Raw genomic sequence first — 23,103 nt, forward strand, 5'->3', positions numbered from 1 at the left:
CCCGCCCCCCGGGCGGGTCGGGCGTGGCGTGCCCACGGTCGCGCCGTCGCCTGGGCGATATGATCGGTTCCTCTGAGGCGAGCGGGAAGGACGATGCCCCAACACACACAGGGAACGAGAAGGAGGGCCGGTCTCTACGTCGCGATCGCCCTCCTCGCGGCCTTCTCCGCGATGCTGGGCACCTCGCAGCCCGGTCCAGGAGCCGACCTCACGCTCGAGGTCGAGGACGAGTGGGTGCACCTCTACCCTCACGCGCTGGAGCTGGGCGGCAGCGCGCGGCTCGGCGGTCGGGAGGTCGAGGCGGAGGCGGTCTCGTGGGAGGTGCTGTCGGGCCCCGGCGAGGTCGCCTTCGAGGGGGAGGGCTTCGACGTCACGGCGACCTTCGCCGAGCCCGGCACCTACAGGCTGCTGGTCAGGGCGGAGGCCGCGGGCCGCACGGCGTCGCGCGAGGTGACGGTGAGCGTCGTCGTCGCCGAGGCGGACTACTACGTCTCCCCCGACGGCGACGACCGCAACGACGGGCGCACCATCTCCACGCCTTTCCGCACGATCGAGAAGGCCGCTGCGGTGGTGCGGCCCGGCGACGTCGTGCTGCTGCGGGGCGGCGTCTACTACGAGTACAACACCGCCGACTCGTGGAGGCGCAGCGGGGAGGAGGGGGCTCCCATCACCTTCGGCAGCTACCCGGGCGAGAGGGCGATCGTCGACGGGAGCCACGTGGAGCGCCCCGCCTGGTCGAAGAACCCCAGCGCGCCGGAGCTCGTCAGGATCGTCGGCCTCGACTGGTACGTGTTCGACGGCATCACCTTCCGCAACAGCGCCGGACGCGGCCTGGCGCTGGAGGGCAGCCACCACGTGGTGAGGAACGTCGTCTCGCACTCGAACCACGGCGACGGCATCTACATCGCCGGCGACGAGAACCTCGTCGAGGACACGGTGAGCTACGACAACTTCTCGCGCTCGAACGGCGGCGAGAGCGCCGACGGCTTCAACGTCGACCACGGCAGCGGGAACGTGCTGAGGCGCGTGCTGGCCTACGAGAACTCCGACGACGGCATCGACATCTGGGCCTCGACCGACACCCTGGTCGAGCGCAGCGCCTCGTTCCGCAACGGCCGGGGCACGGTCGGCAACGGGATGGGCTTCAAGCTCGGGCGCAACGGCATCTCGTCGGGCAACGTGGTGCGCTTCAACGTCGCCTTCTCGAACCGGGCCCACAACTTCACCGACAACGGCGCGGGGGGCCTGGAGATCTACAACAACACGTCGTTCGACGCCGGCGGCTTCGGCTTCGCCGTCCGCGGGCGGCCGGGGATCGAGCGCTCGCTGGTGGCCAACAACATCAGCTTCCGCGACGCGCAGGGCGTCCTCATCGACGTCGAGGCGGCCGGCGGCACGAGGCCGACAAGCCGCAACAACACCTGGGACCTGGGCATCTCCGACCCGCTGTTCGTCTCCACCGACCCTGCCTCCCCCGACTTCCTCAGGCTGCGGCCCGACAGCCCCGCCATCGACGCGGGCCTCGACGTGGGCCTGCCGTTCCTCGGCGCCGCGGCGGACCTGGGCGCGTTCGAGGCGCAGGACGACGTGGCGGCCGACGCCAACGCGCTCGGGGCGCTCGCGTCCCAGGCCGACCCGCTCGGCACGGGGAGCGACCCGGACGCCGAGGACCGCTAGCCCGCCGGCGGCCCAGCGTCAGTCGGCCAGCCTGAACGCGTCGACGGCCGCGCCGTGGGCGAGCCACCGCGCCCACCGCTCGGACGCGTCGGCGTCGAGGAGCCCCCGGACCTCGAGGCGGGCGAGCCAGTCGCAGGTCGTGCGCCGCCAGACGTCGTGCCTGGCGTAGAGCATCGGCAGCGACCTGGCGTCGTCGACGAAGCCGGCCAGCTTGGCGAAGCCGGCGATCTCGACCACGGCGCCCAGGTAGCGCTCGATGCCGTGCACCGAGTCGTGGAACCACCAGGGGCTGCCGAGCCTGACGGCCGGGTAGTGGCCGGCGAGGGGCGCGAGCTCACGCGAGTAGGTGGCCTCGTCGAGCGTGTAGACCACCAGGCGGAAGCGCTCGTCGCCGCCGAAGGCGTTGAGGAGCGACTGCAGGCCGCGGGTGAGGTCCATCGCCACGGGGACGTCGGCGCCCATCTCGGGGCCGAAGCGGTCGAGGAGGCGCAGGTCGTGGTTCCTCAGGCTGCCGAGGTGGAGCTGCATGACGAGCCCGTCCTCCGTGGCCATGCGCGCCATCTCGAAGAGCATGTGAGCGTGGAAGCGCTCGGCGTCCGCGCCGTCGGCCTGACCCTGCAGCGCCCTGGCGAAGAGCTCGGCGGCGCTGTCGTTGTCCATCGCCTCCAGCGACGAGCTCGTCGTGGCGTGGTCGCTGGCCGCCGCGCCGGCCTCCCTGAAGGCGCGCCGCCGCGCCGCGATCGCCTCCACGAAGGCCTCGAGGGAGTCGACCTCGAAGCCCACCAGCGCGGCGAGCCGGTCGAGCCTGTCGCGCCAGCCCGGGTCGGCGACCTGCATCAGCGCGTCCGGCCTGAACGTCGGCACCACGCGCAGGCCCGCGTCCTGCGCGTCGCGGTGCTCCTCCAGCGTCGCGTCGGCCGGGTCGGTCGTCGCCAGGAACTCGACGCCGAACCGCTTCATCAGCTCCCGCGGCGCCAGCTCGGGCGAGGACAGGGCCTCGGCGAGCGCGTCGAAGAGCCTGTCGGCGTTCTCCGCGGAGGGACGCTCCCGCACGCCGAAGACGTGCACGAGGGCGGTCTTCAGCCAGAGGCCCGCGGGCGTGCCGTCGAAGAGGTCGAAGCGCTCGCAGAAGCGGCGCCACACCGCCCGGGGGTCGCGCTCCGCCTCGCCGCCGCCGCCGGCGGGCACCAGGCCGAGGTCCTCGTGCGCCACGCCGTGCGCGTACAGGCGCCCGAAGACGTAGTGGTCCGAGGTGACGAACAGCGTCGCCGGGTCGGCGGGTCGGGCGCCCTCGTCGGCCAGGTGCCGCGCGTCGACGTGGCCGTGGGGGGAGACGATGGGCAGCCCCTTCACCGCGTCGTGCAGCTCCCGCGCCCTGGCGCGCACGCCGGGGTCGGGCGAGAAGCACCTGTCCGGGTCTAGGTTCCAACCGTCCCTGGCCATGGGCGACGCCCGACTAACCCTTAGCACAGGCCGTCCGGCGTCTGGTGATACCGTCTGCTGGTGCTCAAGCTCCGCGACCTAGGCCCCGTGGACCAGCTCAGGGCCGGCCGGCTGCCGCGGCGGTTCGCCCAGCTCGTCTTCGGCCTCTTCGTCTTCGGCCTCTCCATCGCGCTGCTCCTGGCCGCGAACCTCGGCGCCATGCCCTGGGACGTGCTGCACCAGGGCCTGGCCGGGCGCCTGCCCCTCTCGATAGGCACCGTGATGATCCTCACCGGCCTCGCCGTGCTGCTCCTGTGGGTGCCCCTGCGCGAGACGCCGGGCGTCGGCACCGTCGCCAACGCCGTCCTCATCGGCCTGTTCACCGACCTGTGGCTGCGCGTGCTGCCCGACCCCGCCGCTCTGCCCGGAGGGCTGGCCTGGCGCGTGGCGTACGCCGCCGCCGGCATCGTCGTGAACGGCTACGCCACGGCGCTCTACATGGGCAGCCAGTTCGGGCGCGGCCCGCGCGACGGCCTCATGACCGGCCTGGCCCGCGTCACGGGCCGCTCGATCCGCCTGGTGCGCACGGGCATCGAGGTCGTCGTCGTGGCCGCCGGCTTCCTGCTCGGCGGCGTCGTCGGCTGGGCCACGTTGGCGTTCGCGCTGAGCATCGGGCCGCTCGTGCAGGCGTTCCTGCCCTACACGGTCGTGGAGCTGCCCGACCGTCAGTGGCCCACGGCGTCGGAGTCCACGCCGCGGCCCCTGTCGAGGGCGCTCAAGGCCGTCATCTCGTCGGGCGTGAGGTCGAAGGAGTAGACGTCTAGGTTCTCGCGCAGCCTGTCCTCGTGCGAGGTCTTGGGTATGGGCACGAGGCCGAGCTGCAGGTGCCAGCGCAGAACGACCTGCGCCGGCGTCCGTCCGTGGGCCGCCGCGACGCGCGCCACCACGGGGTCGGAGAGCAGCTCGCCCCCCTTGCCCAGGGGGCTGTACGAGACCGTCACGATGCCGTGCTCGTCGTGGTAGCGACGGTGGTCCTCGCGCGTGACGTAGGGGTTGAGCTGGACCTGGTTCACGGCCGGGACCGTCGCGGTCTCCCTCGCGAGCCTCTCGAGGTGCGCGGGCTTGAAGTTCGACACGCCGATCGAGCGGACCAGCCCGGCGTCCCGCAGGCGCTCGAACGTGCGCCAGGTGTCCACGTAGAGGTCGCGCGCGGGCAGCGGCCAGTGTATCAGCAGCAGGTCCACGTACTCGAGCCCCAGCCGGACCAGCGAACCGCGCAGGCCGATCTCGGCCTTGCCGACGCCCATGTGCTCCCCGTCGACCTTCGTCGTGACGAAGACCTCCTCGCGGGGCAGGCCGCTGGCGGCGATCCCGCGGCCCACGCCGCGCTCGTTGCCGTAGCGGACCGCCGTGTCGACGTGGCGGTAGCCGAGCTCCAGCGCCCTCGCGACGACGCGCTCGGCCTCGGCGTCGTCCATGGGCCAGGTCCCCAGCCCCAGCGTGGGCATCGTGCGGCCGTCGTTCAAGCGGATGCGCTGCGCCATGGCCAAGGGTAAACGCTGCTGTCGGTACGATGGGAGGCGCCGAGCCGCCGCGGCGTCGGCCGGGCGGCCGGGGATGGGGTGAGTTGGTGAGCAGAGCTGTCTTCGTCCGCGAGCACGGCGGCCCCGAGGTCCTGCGCCTGGAGGACCGGGAGCTCCCGCCGCCCGGGCCCGGCGAGGTGCGCCTCAGGCACCGCGCCATCGGCCTCAACTTCATCGACACCTACCAGCGCTCCGGCCTCTACAGGATGACCCTGCCGTTCGTGGCCGGGAACGAGGCGGCCGGCGACGTCGTCGCCGTGGGCGAGGGCGTGACCGACGTGAAGGTCGGCGACCGCGTCAGCTACCAGGGGCCGGTGGGCGCCTACGCCGAGGAGCGCAACATCCCGGCCGCTCGGCTCGTGCCCATCCCCGACGGGGTCGACTACGAGACCGCCGCGGCGGTGACCCTCAAGGGCGTCACGGCCTACTACCTGCTGCACGAGACCTGGAGGGTGAAGCCGGGCGAGACCGTGCTCGTGCACGCGGCCGCGGGCGGTGTCGGGTCGCTGCTGGTGCCGTGGGCGAAGCACCTCGGCGCCGTCGTGATCGGCACCGCCGGCACGCGCGAGAAGGTCGAGCGCGCCAAGGCCCTCGGCGCCGACCACGTCATCGACTACTCGTCCGAGGACTTCGCGCAGCGGGTGCGCGAGCTCACCGGCGGGCGCGGCGTCGACGTCGTCTACGACGGCGTGGGACGCGCCACGTTCGAGGGCTCGCTCGACAGCCTGCGCCCGCGCGGGCTGCTCGTCTCCTACGGCAACGCGTCGGGTCCCGTGTCGATCCCGAGCCTCGTGGTCCTCGCCGAGAAGGGCTCTCTCTACGTCACGCGGCCGACCACGGCCACCTACATGGCCACGACCGAGCAGCTCCGCACCGCGGCCGCGGCCGTGTTCGACGCCGTGGCGCGGGGCGTGCTCGAGGTGAAGGTGAACCAGCGCTTCGCGCTGGCCGACGCCGCCGAGGCCCACAGGGCGCTGGAGTCCCGCCGGACCACCGGCTCCACCGTGCTGCTGCCCTAGGACGGCCGCGCGCGTCCGGCCCGGACGCCGGCCGGCCGGGCCCCGCCGTGGGGAGGCGAGTCGCCGAGCCGTCAAGACCAGAGGCGCCGAGCGGCGCGCCGAGCCGTCCAGACCAGGGGCGCCGAGCCGTCGGGCTCCGAGTGGCCGAGCGACACACCGCGCCCCGCCGCACCGGCGGCTAAGGTGCTGCCAGTGCGGGAGATCCTCGAGTCCACGTTCCGCCGTGCCCTGGAGGGCGCCGACCCGCGCGTGCTGACGCTGCGGGCCCTGCCCGACGAGCGCCCCGCACTCGTACTCGCCGTCGGCAAGGCCTCGCTGCCGATGCTGAGGGCCGCTCTGTCGCGCTTCCCCGGCGTGCCCTGGCTCGCGACCCCGCCGGCGGCGCGGGCCGCCGGACGCGGAGCGGGCGAGGAGCCGCTCCCGGCGGGCGGCGAGCTGCTGCCCGGGTCCCACCCGCTGCCCGACGCGAGGAGCGTCGCCGCGGCCGACCGCGCGCTCGCGTCGGCGGCGCGCCTCTCCACCGACGACCTGCTCCTGCTGCTCGTCTCCGGCGGCGGCAGCTCCCTGTGGAGCGCGCCCGAGCACGTGGACCTCGAGGAGAAGCGGCGGCTGACCGCGCACCTGCAGCGGGCCGGCGCCGACATAGGCGAGCTGAACGCGGTCAGGCGCCACCTGTCGCGGATCAAGGGGGGCGGCCTGCTGGCCGCCACGCGGGCGCGCGTCCTGTCGCTGCTCCTCTCCGACGTGCCGGGCGACGCCCCGTGGGACATCGCCTCGGGGCCCGGCGTCGCCGACCCCACCACCTTCGACGACGCCCTCGCCGTGCTGGCCCGCTACCCGGGCGAGGCGACGCTGGCGGCGGCGGACTGCTTCCGGCGCGGCGCGCGCGGCGAGCTGCCCGAGACCGTCAAGCCGGGCTCCGCGGCCGACGCCAGGTCCGCCGCCACGGTGGCCGGGACCTCGCGGACGCTGCTCGAGGAAGCCGCCGCCTACCTCGAGCGGAGCCTCGACGTGCAGGTGATCCAGCTCCACCACGACCTGGGAGGCGAGGCCGGCGAGCTGGCCGACCGCCACGCGCAGCTCGTGGCGGCCGTGCTCCACGGCGCCGAAACCAGGCCGCTGCTGCCGCTCCTCGCCGCCGACCCGCCCTACGTCGCCTGGCGTCTCGGGCGCCTGGAGCGCTCGCGCCCGGCGGCGCTCCTGAGCGCCGGCGAGGCCACGGTGACGGTCCGCGGCTCCGGCCGCGGCGGACGCAACCAGGAGTTCGCCCTCGCGTTCGCCCTGGCGCTCCGCGAGCGAGCGCCGGACGCGAACGTCTGGGCGCTGTCGGCGGGGTCGGACGGCATCGACGGCGCCAGCGAGGCGGCGGGCGCGTTCGTCACGCCCGACACGCTGTCGCGCGCGGCCGCGCTGGGCCTCGACGCCGCCGCGATGCTGCGCGACAACGACTCCGCCGGCTTCTTCTCGCGCCTGGGCGACCAGCTCGTGACGGGGCCCACCGGGCACAACCTCAACGACCTCAGGGTCGTGCTGCTCCCGCCCGCCGAGGCCTCGCCAGGGGCGTGACGTCCGTCACCGCCGTGTGCCCGGCGGCACTGACCCGGTGCCTCCCTGCCCCTATACATGTGTCACCGGCAGAGCGCCTGACTCCGAGCTCGTCGGTCGATGACGGGAGCAGGTTCCTTGTCGCTGCGCTGAGGGGCCGCGTTGGAGCGGCGAGTGAGGGAGGAAGCGCGTGAACATCCTGCTGTGGATCATCTTCGGAGCGCTCGCGGGCTGGATCGCCAGCGTCATCATGGGGACCCGCGGCCAGAGCGTGGTGGTCGACATCATCCTCGGCATCATCGGGGCGATCGTCGGCGGGTGGGTCTTCAACCGGTTCGGCGCCCAGGGCGTGACGGGGTTCAACCTGCCCAGCCTGCTGGTCGCCATAGTGGGCGCGATCATCATCATCGCCATAGCCCGGCTGTTCCGCAGAGCGTAGCCGGGCGCACGAAGCCCCATCGGCAGCGGCCGGGCGCGATGTCGCCCGGCCGTTCTCGTGGGCCTCGCACATGTGGCTGCCACGCGCTTAACACGGCACCGTCCTAGGTTGGGCTCGTGACCGCGAGAGAGGCGCAGCCGGGTTCGGCGCGCCACGGTCTGGCAGCGACGAGGGAGGTTCGCTCATGAACAGGGACGTGCTGCAGGGCAACTGGAAGCAGCTCAGGGGCTCCATCAAGGAGCAGTGGGGCAAGCTCACCGACGACGACCTCACGATGGCCGAGGGCAACTACGACCAGCTCGTCGGCCGCATCCAGGAGCGCTACGGCTACAGCCGCGACGAGGCGCAGCGCCGCCTCGACGAGTGGCTCGACGCCCACGGGCGCGAGGCGGGCTTCGGCAGGGCCTAGCCAGGCGGTCGGAGCCGAGCCGGGGCGGCCCCCGGGCGGCCCCACGCCGAGTGACCTGCGGCCCCGTGGGAGCGAGTTCCCACGGGGCCGTCGCGTGACGGTACGCGGTCCTCTCGGCGAACGCCCTCGCGGACGCCCCGTGAACGAAGACCGGCGCGCTGCTACCATCCGGCATGGACCCCAGCCGGTCACCAGCTGTCGACATCGCCGCCGACGCCGGCGAGTCGTTCGGCCGGTACGCGGTGGTGGACGAGGCGGCGCTGTTCCCCCACCTCACCTCGGTCCACCTGGCCTGCGGCTTCCACGCCGGTGACCCCGCGGGCCTGCGGCGCTCGATCGCCACGGCCCTCGAGTCCGGCCTGGCGCTCGGCGCCCACCCCGGCTACCGCGACCTCGTCGGCTTCGGCCGCCGGCACATGAGCGTCTCCACCGACGAGCTGTTCGCCGACGTCGTCTACCAGCTCGGCGCCCTGTCCGCGCTCGTCGCCGTGGCCGGGGCCCGGCTCAGCCACGTGAAGGCGCACGGCGCCCTCCACACCGACCTCCACGGCAACGAGCGCCTCGCCGACGCCTTCGCCCGCGCCGTGGCGGCCTTCGACCAGCGGCTGCCCGTGGTGATGCTCGCCGGACCCGGCGGGGAGATGGCCAGGTCCGCGGTCGAGAGGGTGGGCGTGCGCGTCGTGACCGAGGCCTTCCCCGACAGGGCCTACCTCTCCAGCGGCGAGCTGGCCCCGCGCTCGATGGCCGGGGCCACGATCTCCGACCCCGAGGCGGTCGCGGCGCGCGCGGTGGCTTTCGCGACCGGCGAGCCCGTGGCGGCCCTGGACGGCGGCGAGGTGCTGGTGACGGCCCAGACGCTGTGCGTCCACGGCGACGGTCCGGGCGCCCCGGCCGTCGCGGCGGCGGTGAGGTCGGCCCTCGAGGCGGCCGGCGTGGCGGTGCGGCCCTTCTGAGCCGAGCGCGGCCGGTGCCGGCGGGCGCCGCCTGGACCTACCTGCGCGGCGAGCCCTACGTGGCGCCGCCGGTGGTCGAGGCCCTGCTGACTCTGCCCGGCGTGCGCGACGTGCTGCCCGCCTACGACTCGACGCTCGTCGAGCACCTGCCGGGACGCCCCGGCGGGGACGACCTCCTCCGCGCCGCGGACGCCGCCGGAGAGGCCGCCGTGGGCCAGGGCCGGCTCGTCGAGGTGCCCGTCGTCTACGGCGGCGAGCACGGCCCCGACCTGGCCGAGGTCGCGGCGCGCGCCGGCCTGTCGCCGGAGGAGGCCGCGGCCAGGCACGCCGGCGCCGAGTACGTCGTGCGCGCCGTGGGCTTCTCGCCCGGCTTCCCGTTCCTGAGCGGCCTGCCCCCCGACCTCGCCGCGCCGCGCCGCCCCGAGCCGCGCGCCAGGGTGCCGGCGCACTCCGTGGGGATCGCGAACCACCAGTCGGGCGTCTACCCCGTCCCGAGCCCGGGGGGCTGGAACCTCGTCGGCCGCGCCCTCGCGTCCGTCTACGACCCGCGGCGCGAGGAGCCGTTCCTCCTCGGCGTGGGCGACCGCGTGCGCTTCGTGCCGGTCCCGCCGGGGCGCGGCTCGCCGCCGCCCGACCCGGAGCCGCTCGAGCTGCTGCCGTCCGAGCCGGCGCTGCCGGTGCTCGAGGTCGCCTCTCCCGGCCTCCTCGACCTCGTCGTCGACGCCGGCCGCTTCGGGGTGGGCCGCTTCGGCCTGGCACGCGGCGGGCCGCTCGACGCGCCGGCCGCCCGCCTGGCGAACCAGCTCGTGGGCAACGACCCCGCCGCGCCCGTGCTCGAGCTCACGCTGACCGGTCCGGTCCTGCGCGCCCTGGCCGGGTGCGTGGTGGCGGTGACGGGCCCGGCGCTGGAGCCGCGCCTGAACGGGGCGCCGGCGCCCACGTACCAGGCCTTCGCCGTCCGGAGGGGAGACGAGCTGCGCTTCGTCCCCACGGGCGCGGGCGTCCGCTCCTACCTGGCCGTGGCGGGCGGCTTCGACGCGCGGCGGTTCCTCGGCAGCGCCAGCGTGGACCTGCGGGGGCTCGTCGGACGCCCCCTGCGCGCCGGCGACGTGCTCGGCCGGTCGGCCGCGTCCGCGCCGCCCACGGGCAGGCGCTTCGAGCCCCACGGTGCGCGGCCGAGGAGCGGCGGACCGTTCGGGCGCGTGGCCGTGGTGCGGCTGCTGCCGGGTCCGCAGCGCGACCCCGAGGCCTGGGCGGCGCTGCTGGCGGGCGAGTTCGAGGTCGCGGCGGCCGACCGCGTGGGCGTGAGGCTGGCCGGCGCGGCGGTGCCCGGCGGCGAGGTCACCTCGGAGGGCGTGCCCATCGGCGCCGTGCAGGTCCCGCCCGGCGGCCGCCCGATCGTGCTCCTGGCCGACCGCGGCACGCTGGGCGGCTACGCCAAGCCGGCCGTCGTGCACCCCGGTGACCTGCACCGCCTGGCCCAGCTCAGGCCCGGCGACGGGCTGCGCTTCGTGGCGGCGCCCGGCCGCCGCTAGCGCGGCGTGCCGAACACCTGCGTCCAGAACGTCCCGGCGCGGCCCACGCCCAGCTCGGCGTAGCCGGCGTCCATGATGTTGCGGCAGTGCGAGGGGCTCGCCAGCCAGCCGGCGACGACCGAGCTCACGTCCTCGTAGCCCCAGGCGACGTTCTCGGCCAGCCGCGACCAGACGTAGCCCTGGCGCTCCGCGCGCTCGACGACGGTCCCGCCGTCCGACCCGACGTGGGTGAGCGTGCCCGTCCGGAGCATGTCCTCGCTGTGCGCCTGCGCCGCCGCCGAGAGGCGCGCGTTCAGCCGCAGCGGGCCCGCCGCCGGGAACGACGCGTCGCCGCACGACCGCGGCTGGGCGCGGGCGGCGTTCACCTCCGCGAGCATCGCCGCGGCGAGCGGGTCGCCGGCGCGGGCCGGGCGCTCGGCGGGGGCGCAGGAGGCGGCCAGGGCGAGGCAGGCGAGGCAGGCCAGCGGGAGGACGCGGCGCCGCGCCGCCCGCCGCGCCTCAGGAGTAGCCGTACCCGTACCCGTAGCCGTAGCCGTAGTCACCGGCGCGGCCAGAGGCCTTCTCCATGTTCGTCGCGACGAGGCCCAGGGTCCTCACGCCGACGCGCTCGAGCAGCTCGATCGAGGCCCCCACCGACCGCCTGTCGGTGTCGGGCAGGCTGACGGCCAGCACGACGCCCGTCGTGTGGGGCGCCATCGTCAGGGCGTCGGCGACGGGCAGTATGGGAGGGCTGTCGATGATGATGACGTCGTAGTCCTCCTTGAACCGGCCCAGCAGCGCGGAGAAGCCGCGCGAGAGCAGCTCGGTGGGCGAGGGGGCCGCCTCGAACTGGGGCAGGACGCGGAGGGTCCCGGCGCCGAGGTCCACGTCCGTGGGCCCGCCGTCGACGTCCGGGTCGGCGAGCAGCTTCTCCACGGTGGGCGTGCGGTCGCCCTGACGCCTCCCGCTCGGCTCGATCCCGAAGACCTGGGCGACCATCGGCTTGCGCAGGTCGCCGTCGATGAGCAGCGTGCGGTAGTCGTTGCGGGCGAAGCTCTCGGCCAGGCTGCAGGAGACGGAGGTCTTGCCCTGGCCGGCGCCGGCGCTGGTGACGAGGAGGACCTTGGGGTGCGCGGCGCTGGTCGCGAAGGTGAGGTTCGTGCGCAGGTAGCTCGAGGCCTCGCGCGGCAGCAGCCGGGTGCCCGGCGCCAGGCGCGGGAACTCGGCCAGCAGGGGCAGGTCGGTCGAGCGCACCAGGTCCTCCCCGCCGCGGAAGCGGGTGTCGAGGGCGTCGCGGAGCAGCACCAGCCCGTAGACGAGGAACGTGCCGAGGACGAACGCCAGCGCGGCGTTGCGCACGGGGCGCGGCGCCACGGGCTCGAGCGGGGGCGCCGCCGGCTCGAGGACCTCGAGCAGCCCGACCGCCGACGTCAGCAGGGCGCGCGCGGCGTTGAGCTGGTTCGTGCGCTCGGCGCGGAGGGAGCGCAGGCCCTCGAGCTGCTCCGGGCTCTCCTCGCCCTCTCCCGCCGCCGCGGCGATCTCCTCGGTGATGGCCTGGAGCTGGCTCTCGAGCGTCTTGACGACGTTCTGCAGGTTCTGCGTCGCCCGGTCCTCGTCCCAGCGCAGCAGGGCCATGGCGAGGGCGTTGGCGCTCGCGGCGGCCGCCTCGCGGTCGCCGTCGCGGACGGAGATGCGTATGAGGCTCGACTGCTGGGCGTTCTCCACCCGCACGTCGACGGTGCGCTCGAAGCGCTCGAGCTCGGCGGTGGTCGGCTGCTCGACGCCGAGGGTCGCCAGGGCGTCGGCGAGCACCGGCGAGCTGGTCGCGGCCGCCTGGTAGGCGGTCACGTCGATGACGGGAGCGGTCACCAGGGAGACGCCGAAGGACCCCTGCAGCGAGCTGTTCGGCCGGCTCGCCAGGAGGGTGGCGGAGGCCTTGTAGTCCGGCGCCATCCTGGCGCTCAGCAGGTAGGTGAGCGCCGCCGACCCCACGGCCACCGCCAGCGCGAACGGCAGCCCGCGCCGCAGCAGCATGAAGAGGTCACGTAGCGTCGGTTCCTGTTGTTCGTCCACTTCCTTCCACCCCAGCGCCGCGTCTCCCATGACCCCCATGACGCTCGCGCGGCTGCGGCCGCGTCGTATTCGCGAAGGTTAACACCGTCTCCCAATTCCCAAAGAGGCGGCTGGTAACCTTCTCGGATGTTCGCTACCCGGAACTGGGCCGTCCTGATCGCGGCGCTCCTGCTGGCGTCGGTCGCGGCGCAGCCCGCACCGGCGGAGCCGGAGGAGCGGCCGCCCGCCGCTCAGCCCGCCGAGGCGGGGCCCGAGGAGCAGCCCGACGCGGCGGGGTCCGACGAGGAGGGGACGCCCGCCCTCGCCGCCATAGGCATATCCGCCGGCTTCCCCAGCTACCAGACGATCGCCCCCACGCTGTCGCTCCAGTCGGGGCACTTCGGCTTCCAGGCCAAGGCGAGCTGGACGCCGGTGGGCCCCTACGTCGGGCTGCAGGTCCGCGCCTACCCGCCGCTGCCGATCCCCGTGCCCGTGTTCGTGGGCGTGGGCGCCGGCTTCTACGGACGCGACATCAGCTACCACGCCGCGCTCGGCGCCCACGTGCCCCTGGGGCTCAACGCCCGCTTCGACATCGAGGGCGGCATCGCCTCGGTGCCCCTGCTGGGCGGGCGCGGCTGGGCGCCCCACCTCGCCGCGGGGCTCAGCTACGCGTTCCCCGTGGAGACGGGCGCCGGGGAGGGCATAGAGGGCGGCGTCGGGGCGCTGGCGCCCGGCTGCGCCGAGCCCACGGAGCCCGACGAGAGCGCGCTGGAGGGCGCCCTGGCCAGCACCGTGCGCGAGTTCATCCGCAGCGCCCGCGCCACCTACGGCAGCGTCTACCGGAACCTCTCCTACAGCTACGACGTCAAGAGCACGACGATCGACGGCGACTCCGCGACCGTGGTCGTCGAGTACTCCGGCAGCGTCACCGAGATCGCCACCGGCAAGCGGCTCTCGGCGTCGGGCGAGGCGTCGGCGACGTTCGTGTGGACCGGCTGCGCCTGGTCGAGCACCGGCGTCAGCTACTGAGCCTGGCCGCCACCCGCGCCGTGGCCCTCAGGCCCTCGGCCAGGGACGTCGCGGGCGGCGAGCCGAAGCGGCGCGTCAGGAGCGTGACGTCGGCGCGCGAGTGCCGCACGTCGCCCGCTCGCGGCGGGCCGAACTCGACGTCGGGCCGCGTTCCCAGCGCCTCCCCGACGGCCTCGGCCAGCTCGAGCACGCTCACGCTCACGCCCCGGCCGACGTTCGTCACGGGCAGGTCGCCCTCGTCGTCGCCCGCCCCGGCCAGCGCGCGGGCCAGCACGTCGACGACGTCGCTCACGTAGACGAAGTCGCGGGTCTGGAGCCCGTCGCCGTCGACGACGAGCGGCAGGCCCGCCGCGGCGCGGTCCAGGAACACGCTGATCACGCCCGAGTAGGGGCTCCTCGGGTCCTGCCGCGGCCCGTAGACGTTGAAGAAGCGGAAGGCGTGCCCCCGCAGCAGGCCGGAGCGGTGGTAGTGGCCGAGGTAGTGCTCGCCGGCGAGCTTGTCGGCGGCGTAGGGCGAGAGAGGCAGCGGCCTGGCGTCCTCGCGCAGGGGCAGGTCCCGCGCGTCGCCGTAGACGGCGGCCGAGCTGGCGTAGACGAACCGCCCCACGCCGGCCGCGGCGGCGGCCTCGAGGACCGTGACGGTGCCGACGAGGTTCGCGCGCAGGGTCCGCAGCGGACGCTCGATCGACTCCGCCACCGAGGCGACGGCGGCCAGGTGGCACACGGCGTCGCAGCCCCTCACCGCCTCGTCCGCGGCCGCTGCGTCGGCCGCGTCGCCCACGAGCAGCTCGACCCCGAGCCGCTCCAGCAGGTCACCGTGGCGTCCGCTGGAGAGGTCGTCGAGCACGCGCACGTCGTGGCCGGCCGAACGCAGGCGCTCGACGAGGTGCGAGCCGATGAAGCCCGCGCCCCCCGTCACGAGCACCCTCACGCCGGCCTCCCCGGCGCGCGGCGCCCCCGCGGACGTCCCGCCGGCCTGGCGGCGACGAGCCCGACGACGTTCGCGCGCACGCGGCCGAGCCACGCCATCAACTGGCGCAGCTCGATGCGGTCGACGGCGCGCGGCTCGGCGACGAGCACGACGGCGTCGGCGCCGGCGGCCCGCTCCAGCGCCTCTCCGGAGGCCAGGACAGCGGCCACCACCCGCACCGCCCGCGACGCGCCCGACTCCGCGTAGAGCCTGTCGAGCGCCGTCGCCACCTGCTGCACGGCCTGGCCGGCGACGCCGGCCACCAGGACCTCGCCGCCGGGCCGGACGGTGCGGTCGAGGTGCGCCTTGAGGAAGCGGAGCTCGCCCAGGCCGCTGCCGCGCGCGATGGCGGTCCGCCTGGTGAGGTCGGCGAGCACGGGCACGCCGGCCACGTCGGCGAGCCCGGAGGCGGCGTGCACGCGCCTGTCCGCGCCGGCGCGCACGAGCGCGACGGCCAGCACGACCATCGCCGTGAGGGCGAACACCGTCACGGCGTTCACGAGGGGGCTGGGCGCCACCTGCGACGCGCGCGTCGCCGGCTGCAGGAACTCGAGGTTGCCGCGCGCCACCACCGCCTGGGACCGCGCCACCGCGATCGCGTCGCGCACGCTGACTGTGAGGAGCGAGACGGCCGCCACCTGCGGCAGGTCAGCGCGGCTGCCACTGGCGCGCAGGTCGGCGAGCTGGTCCCCGAGCGTGGCGAGCTGCTCCTCGAGGGAGAGCGTGACCCGCGCGGCCGCGGAGCGCGCCCTGGCATCGTCCCAGGCCACGAGCGCGTCGGCGACGGCGTTCGCCCGCGCCATGGCGGTCTCCCTGTCGTGGGCCCTGGCGCCGACGACGAGCGTGATCGAGCGCGTGCTCTCGTCCCAGCGGAGCGTCATGCCGTCGCGCAGGTCCTCCACGAGCGCGGGGTCGGGCGCGTCGCCGGGGGTGCCCGTGAGGCGCGAGGCGGCGTCCGCGAGCAGGGCGGCGCTGCGCAGCGCCGCCTGGTAGGCGCGGGGCGTCAGGGGCGGCGCCACGGGCGGCTCTTCGCCCGTGGCGAGCTCGACCGTGCGCAGCGGGGCGAGCAGCGTGGCCTCGGCGAGGAAGACGGGGGCGGCGCGCTGGCTCGACGCGTAGGCGAGGTAGGCGGCGGGGACTCCGAGCAGGAGGGACCACGTCGCCACCGTAACCAGGAAGCGCCGCAGCGTGGGCCACGGCAGGCTCATCTCGGGCGGCGCCGTCCCGGCGGCCACCCGGCTTCAGCCGGCCGCGGCCGGAGCCAGGCCCGCGCCCGGCGCCGCGGACTCCTGCGCGCCCCTGAAGCTGCAGCCCTCGAGGTAGGCCTCGAGCAGCGCCCTGATGCGCTGGTGGTCGCCCCGCTGCGCCGCGTCCTGCAGCGCGTCGACGGCGGCGTAGAGCGTCTGGGGGTCCATCGGCTCGGCGCGGGCCACGAAGATCTTCTCGTGCCGGGTGCGCGAACCCTGCTCCTTCTCGGTCATCAGCTCCTCGACCAGGCGCTCGCCCGGGCGCATGCCGGTGAAGCGGATCGGGACGTCGATGTCGGGCCGCAGGCCCGAGAGGCGGATGAGGTCGCGGGCGAGGTCGAGGATCTTGACGGGCTCGCCCATGTCGAGGATGTAGACCTCGCCGTTCCGCCCGAGGCTCGAGGCCTGCAGGACGAGCTGCGCCGCCTCGGGGATCGTCATGAAGTAGCGCACCATGTCGGGGTGCGTGACCGTGACGGGCCCGCCGGCGGCGATCTGGGCCTTGAAGATGGGGATGACGCTGCCGCGGCTGCCGAGCACGTTGCCGAAGCGCACCGACACGAACCGCTGATCCGGTCCGGCGCGCCTGGCGGCGTCCTGCACCAGGTACTCGACGAGCCGCTTGGTCGCGCCCATCACCGACGTGGGGTTCACGGCCTTGTCCGTCGAGATGTTCACGAAGTGCGAGACGCCGTACTTCAGCGCCATCTGGACGAGGTTCCGGCTGCCGACGACGTTGTTGAAGATCGCCTCCTCCGGGTTCTCCTCCATGAGCGGCACGTGCTTGTGGGCCGCGGCGTGGAAGACGACCTCGGGGCGGTAGCGGCTGAAGACGTAGTCGAGGCGGGCGCCGTTCTGGATCGCTCCGATCACGCCGTGGTAGCGCACCTCGGGCCAGTCGCGGTCGAGCTCGCGCTCGAGCGTGTAGATGCTGTTCTCGCCGTGCCCGAAGAGGATCAGCTCCGCCGGCTCGAAGCGGCAGATCTGGCGCACGAGCTCGGAGCCTATCGAGCCGCCGGCGCCGGTGATCATCACGCGCTTGCCGCGCAGGTAGCCGAGGATGCTGCCCACGTCGAGCTGCACCGGCGGCCGGCCGAGCAGGTCCTCGATGTCGACCTCGCGTATGCGCTTCAGGTCGACCTTGCCGGCGAGGACCTCGTACATGCCGGGGACGATCTTGTAGGTGAGGTTCGGCCGGGCGCGCCTGACCTGCTCGATGACGTTGCGCACCTCGTTGCCGCCGTGCGAGGGGATGGCGATGAGGACCTCGTCGATCTCGCGCTCGAGGATCACGCGCGCGGCGTCGGCCACCCGCCCCAGTACGGGCACGCTGGCGACGCGCTGGCCGACCTTCGAGGGGTCGTCGTCGAGGAAGGCGACGGGCTTCATGCCGGTCTCGGGGTGGCGCAGCAGCTCGCGCGCCACCAGCGCGCCGGCCTCGCCGGCGCCCACGACGAGCACGCGCTTGCGGAAGTCGGGCCCCACGACCGTGGCCTGGTGCTGCTCGTGCCGGTAGCGGGCGGCGGCCCGCACGGCGGCCATGAGCAGGAACGTGACGGTGCCGTCGAGCACGGCGACGGAGCGCGGGATGCCCACCGCGGGCCCGCCGGCGACGAGCGCCGCGGAGCCCACGACCACGACGAACCCGCCCAGCAGGGCGAGCGCGCCCAGGTCCCTGAACGACACGTTGCTCCACGAGCGCCGGTGCAGGTCGAAGGAGAAGTACGCCACGGCCTTGAGGGCCAGCGACACCGCGAGGGCGATGAGGAAGGGCTGGGCGTCGGGCAGGCGCTCGAGCCGCAGCACGAAGGCCAGGAGGGTGCCCGCCATGACCGCCACGGCGTCGAAGGCCAGCCTGCCGGCCATGCGCCGCGATAGGCGGCGCGAGCGCCGGCTCCTCGCGGGACCGGCGGCCGTCCGTCCGGCCGCACCGGCTTCGCCCCCGTCGCCCTCGCTCATCGGGACCCCACCGCCGCGGGACAGGCTCTCGGTCGACACGAAGGTCTGAGTCGGGGAAGTAGTTCGGTCGGACAACGCCTGCCTCCAGGACGCGCCATTGTGTTCCCGACGCGTGTTAACCTCGTGATGAGCGCGCTTCGGGCCCCTCATGAAGCCGCCGCGTGCTCCCTGTCGACGCTCTCGATAGCCCCCGCGTTGACCATCGCCCTGAACAGGGGGCTCGTCGCGAGGAGATCGTCGTACGTACCCTGCGCCTGAACCGTCCCGCGGTCAAGGACGTAGATCACGTCGCAGCCTCGCACCGTCGACATGCGGTGAGCGATCATCACGATCGTCTTGCTCCTGCCCAGCTCGCTGACCGCCCTGAAGATGCTCTCCTCGGTGACGTTGTCGAGGGCGCTCGTGGCCTCGTCGAAGACCAGCACCTTGGGGTCGTGGTAGAGGGCGCGCGCGATGCCGAGGCGCTGGCGCTGACCGCCCGAGAGGCGCACGCCGCGCTCGCCGATCATCGTCTGGTAGCCGGCCGGCAGCTCGCTCTCGATGAAGTCGTGCACGTTGGCCAGGCGCGCGGCCCGCTCGACGGCCGCCATGTCGATGTCCTCGCGCCTGACCCCGAAGGCGATGTTGCCGGCGATCGTGTCGTCGGCGAGGTAGATCTGCTGCGGCACGTAGCCGAGGTTCGCCTGCCAGGCGCGTCGGTTCTCGTCCGTGACGGGCACACCGTCGATGAGGAGCTGGCCCTCCTCGGGCTCGAGCAGGCCGAGGAGGATGTCGACGGTCGTCGTCTTGCCCGAGCCGGTGGCGCCCACCAGGCCGACCGTGGTGTTGGCCTCGATGCGCAGGTCGAAGCCGTCGAGCACCGGCCGGAGCGCGCCGGGGTAGGTGAACCTCACGCCGCGCAGCTCGATCGACCTGCCGAAGGGCAGCGGCTCCACCGGTCGGGTCGGCGCCGGGTGCCGGCCCAGCGCCTCGAGGTCGCGGTGCAGGACGTCGATCGACGGGGTGCTGAACCGCAGCGCCGTGAGCGAGGCGAACAGGCTCTGCAGCGCGGGCAGCAGGCGCATCGTGGCGAAGGCGAAGACGCCCAGGGTGGGCACGATGTCCGCCACGCCGTGGCCGCGCAGCAGCAGGACGAGGACGATGATCAGCATGCCGCCGAACGCGATCGTCTCGAAGGCGTAGCGGGGCACGGAGGCGATGACCTGCTGGCGCGCCATCTGCTTCTCGTAGACGCGCGAGTGGCGCGCGAAGCGGCGCAGGAACGGCTCCTCGCGGCCGAGGATCCTGATGTCCTTGATGCCGGAGAGCGCCTCGGACGCCGCCTGGAAGCGCGCCCTGTCTGCCTGCGAGCGCAGGCGGCCGGACTCGGCCATGCCGCGCCGCACGAACAGGAACGTCACGCCGTAGGCGGCGCCGAGGAACCCGAACGTCATGAGGGCCAGCAGGGGGTAGAGGGCCAGGAGCAGGCCGAGGACGAAGAGCGTGACGATGCTCCTGGTGATGAGCTGCAGGGCCGCCAGCACGAACCCGCGCACGGCCTGCTTGACCTCCGAGAGGATGTTCGTCGCCAGACCCGCCGTGTTGCGGTCGAGGAAGAACACGTACGGCTTGGCGAGGTACTCGCGCAGCAGCTTCACCGACAGGTTGTGGTTGAGGTTCCACGAGTAGCGCAGCAGCAGCCACTCGACGAACGCCGTGAAGCCGTTGCCCACGACCAGGAGGACCAGCGCCGCCGCGCCGGCGAAGACGAGGAACGAGTTCAGGCTCGTGAACCCGAGGAGGTCGTACGCCCTGGCCAGGAGGCGGTTGCTCTCCACCACGGTGGGGTCCGTGACGATGGCGAGGAACGGCAGCACCGAGGCGATGCCGACGACCTGCAGCAGGGCCATGGCCGTCACGGCCGGCAGCAGCAGGAGGAAGCGCCGGCGCTCGCGCGCGTCCATGAGCGCGAGCAGCTTGGCGGCGGCCTCGACCACCCCCTTGGACTCGTGCGCGGTCCCCGCCACGGGCGGTAGCTTCGGCTCTCGTCTGGTCATGGGCCGTCGCATGATAGGCCCCTGCCCCGTCTCATCTCGTGACGGCGCCATGAGAGGCATGGCGCCTGTCGCCGCGCCCGCCTGCCCCCCGAGCGTCGAGGGCGCGGCGCCACAGGTCCACGAGCCTGCGCACGGAGGCGGCGTGGTCCATCGTCTCCCCCACCAGTGCCGCCGCCGCCGCGCGCATGGCCGCGTGCGCCTCCGGCCGGGCCAGCACCCGCGCCAGCGACGCGCCCGCGGCGGCGTGGTCGTGGACCTCCACGAGGTAGCCGGTCTCGCGGTCCCGCACGAGCTCCTCGATGCCGAAGGTCCGCGTCGTGATCGCGACGCAGCCGCAGGCCATCGCCTCCTTGACGGCGTTGGGCAGGCGCTCCATGTGCGAGAGGTGGAGCAGGGCCTCGGACGCGGCCAGCTCCTCGAGCACCCGGTCGTGTGCGACGTGGCCGAGGAACGCCACGGCGTCGTCCACGCCGAGCTCCGCCGCGAGGCGTCGCAGCGCGTCCTCGGCGGGGCCGGTGCCCATCACGCGCAGCGTCGCGTGCGGGTTCGTCCTCCTGGCCGCGGCGAACGCCCGCAGGGCGTCGTCGACGCCCTTCGCCGGCACCAGGCGCGAGACGACGGCGACGCGTCCGGGCACCTTGGCCGTCCGGCGGGCGACCGCCGCGATGCGGGCCGTGTCTACGCCGTCGGGCACCAGCTCGACGCGCGAGGGCTCGAGTCCCGTGGCGGCGACGATCTCCGGCACGTTGCAGCGGGCCTGCGTCCGCACGACGTCGGCCAGCGCGGCGGCGGTCCTCGTGCCGGGGAAGCCGCGGTAGATGTCGTAGGCCACGAGGCTCAGCGAGACGACGCACGGCAGACCGCGCCAGCGCAGCAGCGGGACCAGCACGGCGGGGTAGTGGCCCCACTCGAGGTGCACGACGTCGGGGGTGTCCAGCTCCAGCAGCTCGAGGGCCCTGAAGGCGAAGGGCAGCGCGGCCAGGGCCCGCGCGAGGTGGACGGGCTCCTTGGCGCAGGTGCGCGCGAGCCAGGCCAGGGACCGGGCGAGGACCGCCGGCCGGAACAGGGAGGCGGCCAGGCCCGAGACCGTCTCGCCCGGCCCGTTCGCGAGGAGCTCGGCCGCCTCCAGCCTCCGCTCGGCGACGAGGCCCTCCCAGCCGGGGTCGGGCGGCTTGTACGACATGACCCTCACCCGGTGGCCGGCCTCCAGGAGCGACCTGACGCGGGACGAGGCGAAGGTCTCGGCCGGCGCGGGGAACCGCGTCGTCACGACGACGACGTCGAGGGGGCGCTCGGGTAGGGCCGCCGGCGCGCCCTCCTGCGGCCAGGGTCCGGCCACGCCCCGGACGTCCCCCCCGACGCGGGTCATAGGAGGCCGTACACGTCCCGCGCCCGGCGCAGCTCCGGCGGGTCGGGGAAGCGCCTGCGGCCGGCCGCCCTGGCGAGGATCACGGACGCGGTCCTGATGACCAGGGAGAGGTCGTAGGCCAGGGACGCCTCCCGCACGTAGACGATGTCGAGGGCGAGCTTCACGGGCAGGAGGCGCTCGACGTAGGCGTCGACGGCGTCGCCGTGCTGGAGCGTCTCCTCGCCCACGGCGTAGTAGTAGACGCTGCCGGGGCTGGTGATCCCCGGGCGCACCTCCAGCGTCTCCATGTGCGCCGGGGAGTAGTGCCGCGCGACGATGTCCGGGTCCTCCGGGCGCGGGCCGACCAGCGACATGTCGCCCCTGAGCACGTTGAAGAGCTGGGGCAGCTCGTCGACCTTCAGCCGCCGCAGGAGGCGGCCCAGCGGGAACACGCGCGGGTCGTCGCCCGCGGTGATGGGCGCCCCGCCGCCGCCCAAGTGCATGGTGCGGAACTTGTACATGGTGAAGGGCCTGCCGCCCACGCCGACGCGGCGCGCCCTGTAGAGGGCGGGCCCGGGGCTCGCCAGCGGCACCGCCACGGCCACGAGCGCGAGGAGCGGCGACAGGACGAGGAGCGCCGCCGCCGAGAGCACGACGTCGAGCGCCCGCTTGACCGTCCCGCCCAGCGCGGCGGGGCGCGCGGCGCTCAGGGCACCGCCAGCCACCGCGACGCGGCCTCCAGCTGCGCCGCAGCGACGTCCTTGACCTCGCGGATCACGTCCTCGACGTCCTCGTCGGTGAGGCGAGGGTGCAGCGGCAGCGACAGCATGCGCTCGAACGCGTCCTTGGCGACGGGGAAGGCGTCCTCGTCGTAGCCGTACTTGTCGCGGTAGTAGCTCATCATGTGCAGCGGGCGGTAGTGGACGCTGAAGCCGATGTTGCGCCGCTTGAGCTCCTCGACGAACGAGTCGCGGTCGAGCCCGGGCAGGCGCGCCAGGCGCAGCACGTAGAGGTGCCACGCGCTCTCGCCGTAGTCGGCCTCGACCGGCGCCTGGAACCGCTCGTCGGAGCCGAACGCCTCCGTGTAGCGCCGCGCGACCTCGCGGCGGCGCGCGTGGAACGACGCCAGCCTCTCGAGCTGCCGCAGGCCCAGGGCGGCCTGGACGTCGGTCATGTTGTACTTGAAGCCCGGCATCACGATGTCGTACTGCCACGAGCCCGACCTGTCGAAGCGCTTCCAGCCGTCGGCCGACATGCCGTGCAGCCCGATGACGCGCGCCCTCTCGAGCAGCTCGGGGCTGCCCGTCAGCGCCCCGCCCTCGGCCGTCGTCAGGTTCTTCGTCGCGTAGAAGGAGAAGGACGCGAGGTTCTCGCGGCTGCCGACGAGGCGCCCGCGGTACCGGGTCGGCACGGCGTGGGCGGCGTCCTCGACGACGTGCAGGCCGTGCCTCTCGGCGACCCGGAAGATCGGGTCGAGGTCGGCGGCTTGACCGGCGTAGTGCACGGGCATCACGGCCCGCGTGCGGGGCGTGACGGCGGCCTCCACGGCGGACGGGTCGATGCAGAGCGTGTCGGGCAGCACGTCTACGAGCACGGGCTTGGCGCCCACGTGCTCCACGACGTTCGCCGTCGCGGCGAAGGTGAGGGTGGGCACGATCACCTCGTCGCCCGGCCCGATGCCGAGGGTGACGAGCGCGACGTGCAGGCCGGCGGTGCACGAGTTGAGCATCAGCGACGTGCCGCCCGGCGCCCCGACGTACGCGCCGAAGGCGCGCTCGAACTCCTTCGTGCGCGGGCCCGTGGTGATCCAGTCGGACCGCAGCGCGGCGACGACCTCGTCGATCTCCTCTTGCCCTATCGCAGGGGGCGAGAACGGCAGGAACGTGTCGCGTGCCATGGCT

At 74.2% G+C, this 23,103-nt stretch carries 20 protein-coding genes; 9 read left to right on the top strand and 11 right to left on the bottom strand.

The window, feature by feature from the left end:
- Positions 1 to 93: 93 nt before the first annotated feature.
- Positions 94 to 1,677, top strand: a complete 1,584-nt coding sequence (locus VF202_06810) for a right-handed parallel beta-helix repeat-containing protein (GenBank protein ID HEX7039799.1) — start codon at positions 94 to 96, stop codon at positions 1,675 to 1,677.
- An 18-nt stretch (positions 1,678 to 1,695) separates the two neighbouring features.
- Here the strand turns inward: VF202_06810 and uxaC are convergent, their stop codons facing one another.
- A complete protein-coding gene (uxaC, locus tag VF202_06815) occupies positions 1,696 to 3,120 on the bottom strand; it encodes a glucuronate isomerase (protein ID HEX7039800.1) in 1,425 nt (474 codons plus the stop codon).
- Positions 3,121 to 3,180: 60 nt separating this feature from the next.
- On the opposite strand from uxaC, the gene VF202_06820 reads away from it, so the two are divergent.
- Complete coding sequence (locus VF202_06820; protein HEX7039801.1) at positions 3,181 to 3,915, top strand: hypothetical protein; 735 nt, start codon at positions 3,181 to 3,183, stop codon at positions 3,913 to 3,915.
- On the opposite strand, the gene VF202_06825 is transcribed toward VF202_06820, so the two are convergent.
- Positions 3,825 to 4,643 (bottom strand): aldo/keto reductase, encoded by an 819-nt coding sequence (locus tag VF202_06825; GenBank protein ID HEX7039802.1) that lies wholly within the window; start codon positions 4,641 to 4,643, stop codon positions 3,825 to 3,827. The two genes, VF202_06820 and VF202_06825, sit on opposite strands and share 91 nt — an antisense overlap.
- Positions 4,644 to 4,729: 86 nt before the next feature.
- Here VF202_06825 and VF202_06830 point away from each other — a divergent pair, with 86 nt between their 5' ends.
- The 6 genes from VF202_06830 (at position 4,730) to pxpB (ending at position 10,582) form a co-directional block, all read left to right on the top strand.
- Positions 4,730 to 5,701: a quinone oxidoreductase gene (locus VF202_06830; protein ID HEX7039803.1), complete on the top strand. Its 972-nt coding sequence runs from the start codon at positions 4,730 to 4,732 to the stop codon at positions 5,699 to 5,701.
- Positions 5,702 to 5,893: 192 nt separating this feature from the next.
- Positions 5,894 to 7,267 (top strand): DUF4147 domain-containing protein, encoded by a 1,374-nt coding sequence (locus VF202_06835; protein ID HEX7039804.1) that lies wholly within the window; start codon positions 5,894 to 5,896, stop codon positions 7,265 to 7,267.
- A gap of 169 nt (positions 7,268 to 7,436) precedes the next feature.
- Positions 7,437 to 7,685, top strand: a complete 249-nt coding sequence (locus tag VF202_06840) for a GlsB/YeaQ/YmgE family stress response membrane protein (protein HEX7039805.1) — start codon at positions 7,437 to 7,439, stop codon at positions 7,683 to 7,685.
- 184 nt (positions 7,686 to 7,869) lie between these two features.
- Positions 7,870 to 8,094 (top strand): CsbD family protein, encoded by a 225-nt coding sequence (locus VF202_06845; GenBank protein HEX7039806.1) that lies wholly within the window; start codon positions 7,870 to 7,872, stop codon positions 8,092 to 8,094.
- A gap of 173 nt (positions 8,095 to 8,267) precedes the next feature.
- The gene (locus VF202_06850; GenBank protein ID HEX7039807.1) at positions 8,268 to 9,047 is read left to right on the top strand and encodes a 5-oxoprolinase subunit PxpA; all 780 of its coding nucleotides are present in this window, start codon (positions 8,268 to 8,270) and stop codon (positions 9,045 to 9,047) included.
- Positions 9,048 to 9,061: 14 nt separating this feature from the next.
- Positions 9,062 to 10,582, top strand: coding sequence for a 5-oxoprolinase subunit PxpB (gene pxpB / locus VF202_06855; protein ID HEX7039808.1), 1,521 nt, complete (start codon positions 9,062 to 9,064; stop codon positions 10,580 to 10,582).
- Here pxpB and VF202_06860 read toward each other — a convergent pair.
- Positions 10,579 to 10,947: a CAP domain-containing protein gene (locus tag VF202_06860; protein ID HEX7039809.1), complete on the bottom strand. Its 369-nt coding sequence runs from the start codon at positions 10,945 to 10,947 to the stop codon at positions 10,579 to 10,581. The genes pxpB and VF202_06860 overlap by 4 nt on opposite strands.
- Before the next feature lie 133 nt (positions 10,948 to 11,080).
- On the bottom strand, positions 11,081 to 12,634 hold the full coding sequence (locus VF202_06865) for a polysaccharide biosynthesis tyrosine autokinase (protein ID HEX7039810.1): 1,554 nt from the start codon (positions 12,632 to 12,634) through the stop codon (positions 11,081 to 11,083).
- Between the two features lie 126 nt (positions 12,635 to 12,760).
- Between VF202_06865 and VF202_06870 the strand changes: the two genes are divergently transcribed.
- On the top strand, positions 12,761 to 13,642 hold the full coding sequence (locus tag VF202_06870) for a hypothetical protein (protein ID HEX7039811.1): 882 nt from the start codon (positions 12,761 to 12,763) through the stop codon (positions 13,640 to 13,642).
- Here the strand turns inward: VF202_06870 and VF202_06875 are convergent.
- The 7 genes from VF202_06875 to VF202_06905 form a co-directional block, all read right to left on the bottom strand.
- Entirely contained in the window at positions 13,632 to 14,573 is a 942-nt protein-coding gene (locus tag VF202_06875; GenBank protein ID HEX7039812.1) for an NAD-dependent epimerase/dehydratase family protein, read from the bottom strand. The genes VF202_06870 and VF202_06875 overlap by 11 nt on opposite strands.
- On the bottom strand, positions 14,570 to 15,847 hold the full coding sequence (locus VF202_06880) for a hypothetical protein (GenBank protein HEX7039813.1): 1,278 nt from the start codon (positions 15,845 to 15,847) through the stop codon (positions 14,570 to 14,572). The genes VF202_06875 and VF202_06880 overlap by 4 nt, the downstream gene beginning before the upstream one ends.
- 6 nt (positions 15,848 to 15,853) lie before the next feature.
- Positions 15,854 to 17,725 carry a nucleoside-diphosphate sugar epimerase/dehydratase gene (locus tag VF202_06885; protein ID HEX7039814.1) on the bottom strand — a complete coding sequence of 624 codons (1,872 nt, stop codon included), beginning with the start codon at positions 17,723 to 17,725 and terminating at the stop codon, positions 15,854 to 15,856.
- Between the two features lie 239 nt (positions 17,726 to 17,964).
- The gene (locus VF202_06890; protein HEX7039815.1) at positions 17,965 to 19,854 is read right to left on the bottom strand and encodes an ABC transporter ATP-binding protein; all 1,890 of its coding nucleotides are present in this window, start codon (positions 19,852 to 19,854) and stop codon (positions 17,965 to 17,967) included.
- Positions 19,855 to 19,885: 31 nt separating this feature from the next.
- Positions 19,886 to 21,223 carry a glycosyltransferase gene (locus VF202_06895; GenBank protein ID HEX7039816.1) on the bottom strand — a complete coding sequence of 446 codons (1,338 nt, stop codon included), beginning with the start codon at positions 21,221 to 21,223 and terminating at the stop codon, positions 19,886 to 19,888.
- Positions 21,220 to 21,927 carry a sugar transferase gene (locus VF202_06900; protein ID HEX7039817.1) on the bottom strand — a complete coding sequence of 236 codons (708 nt, stop codon included), beginning with the start codon at positions 21,925 to 21,927 and terminating at the stop codon, positions 21,220 to 21,222. The genes VF202_06895 and VF202_06900 overlap by 4 nt, the downstream gene beginning before the upstream one ends.
- A complete protein-coding gene (locus tag VF202_06905; GenBank protein HEX7039818.1) occupies positions 21,909 to 23,099 on the bottom strand; it encodes a DegT/DnrJ/EryC1/StrS family aminotransferase in 1,191 nt (396 codons plus the stop codon). Before VF202_06905 ends, VF202_06900 begins: the two co-directional genes overlap by 19 nt.
- Positions 23,100 to 23,103 lie beyond the last annotated feature (4 nt).

Source organism: Trueperaceae bacterium, assembly GCA_036381035.1.
Classification (GTDB): domain Bacteria; phylum Deinococcota; class Deinococci; order Deinococcales; family Trueperaceae; genus DASRWD01.

Bases quoted from the DNA above. Each gene is read 5' to 3' on its own strand.
- VF202_06810 (HEX7039799.1), top strand. From the start codon at position 94: ATGCCCCAACACACACAGGGAACGAGAAGGAGGGCCGGTCTCTACGTC.
- uxaC (HEX7039800.1), bottom strand. From the start codon at position 3,120: ATGGCCAGGGACGGTTGGAACCTAGACCCGGACAGGTGCTTCTCGCCC.
- VF202_06825 (HEX7039802.1), bottom strand. From the start codon at position 4,643: ATGGCGCAGCGCATCCGCTTGAACGACGGCCGCACGATGCCCACGCTG.
- VF202_06845 (HEX7039806.1), top strand. From the start codon at position 7,870: ATGAACAGGGACGTGCTGCAGGGCAACTGGAAGCAGCTCAGGGGCTCC.
- VF202_06850 (HEX7039807.1), top strand. From the start codon at position 8,268: ATGGACCCCAGCCGGTCACCAGCTGTCGACATCGCCGCCGACGCCGGC.
- VF202_06870 (HEX7039811.1), top strand. From the start codon at position 12,761: ATGTTCGCTACCCGGAACTGGGCCGTCCTGATCGCGGCGCTCCTGCTG.
- VF202_06885 (HEX7039814.1), bottom strand. From the start codon at position 17,725: ATGGCCGGCAGGCTGGCCTTCGACGCCGTGGCGGTCATGGCGGGCACC.
- VF202_06890 (HEX7039815.1), bottom strand. From the start codon at position 19,854: ATGACCAGACGAGAGCCGAAGCTACCGCCCGTGGCGGGGACCGCGCAC.
- VF202_06895 (HEX7039816.1), bottom strand. From the start codon at position 21,223: ATGACCCGCGTCGGGGGGGACGTCCGGGGCGTGGCCGGACCCTGGCCG.
- VF202_06905 (HEX7039818.1), bottom strand. From the start codon at position 23,099: ATGGCACGCGACACGTTCCTGCCGTTCTCGCCCCCTGCGATAGGGCAA.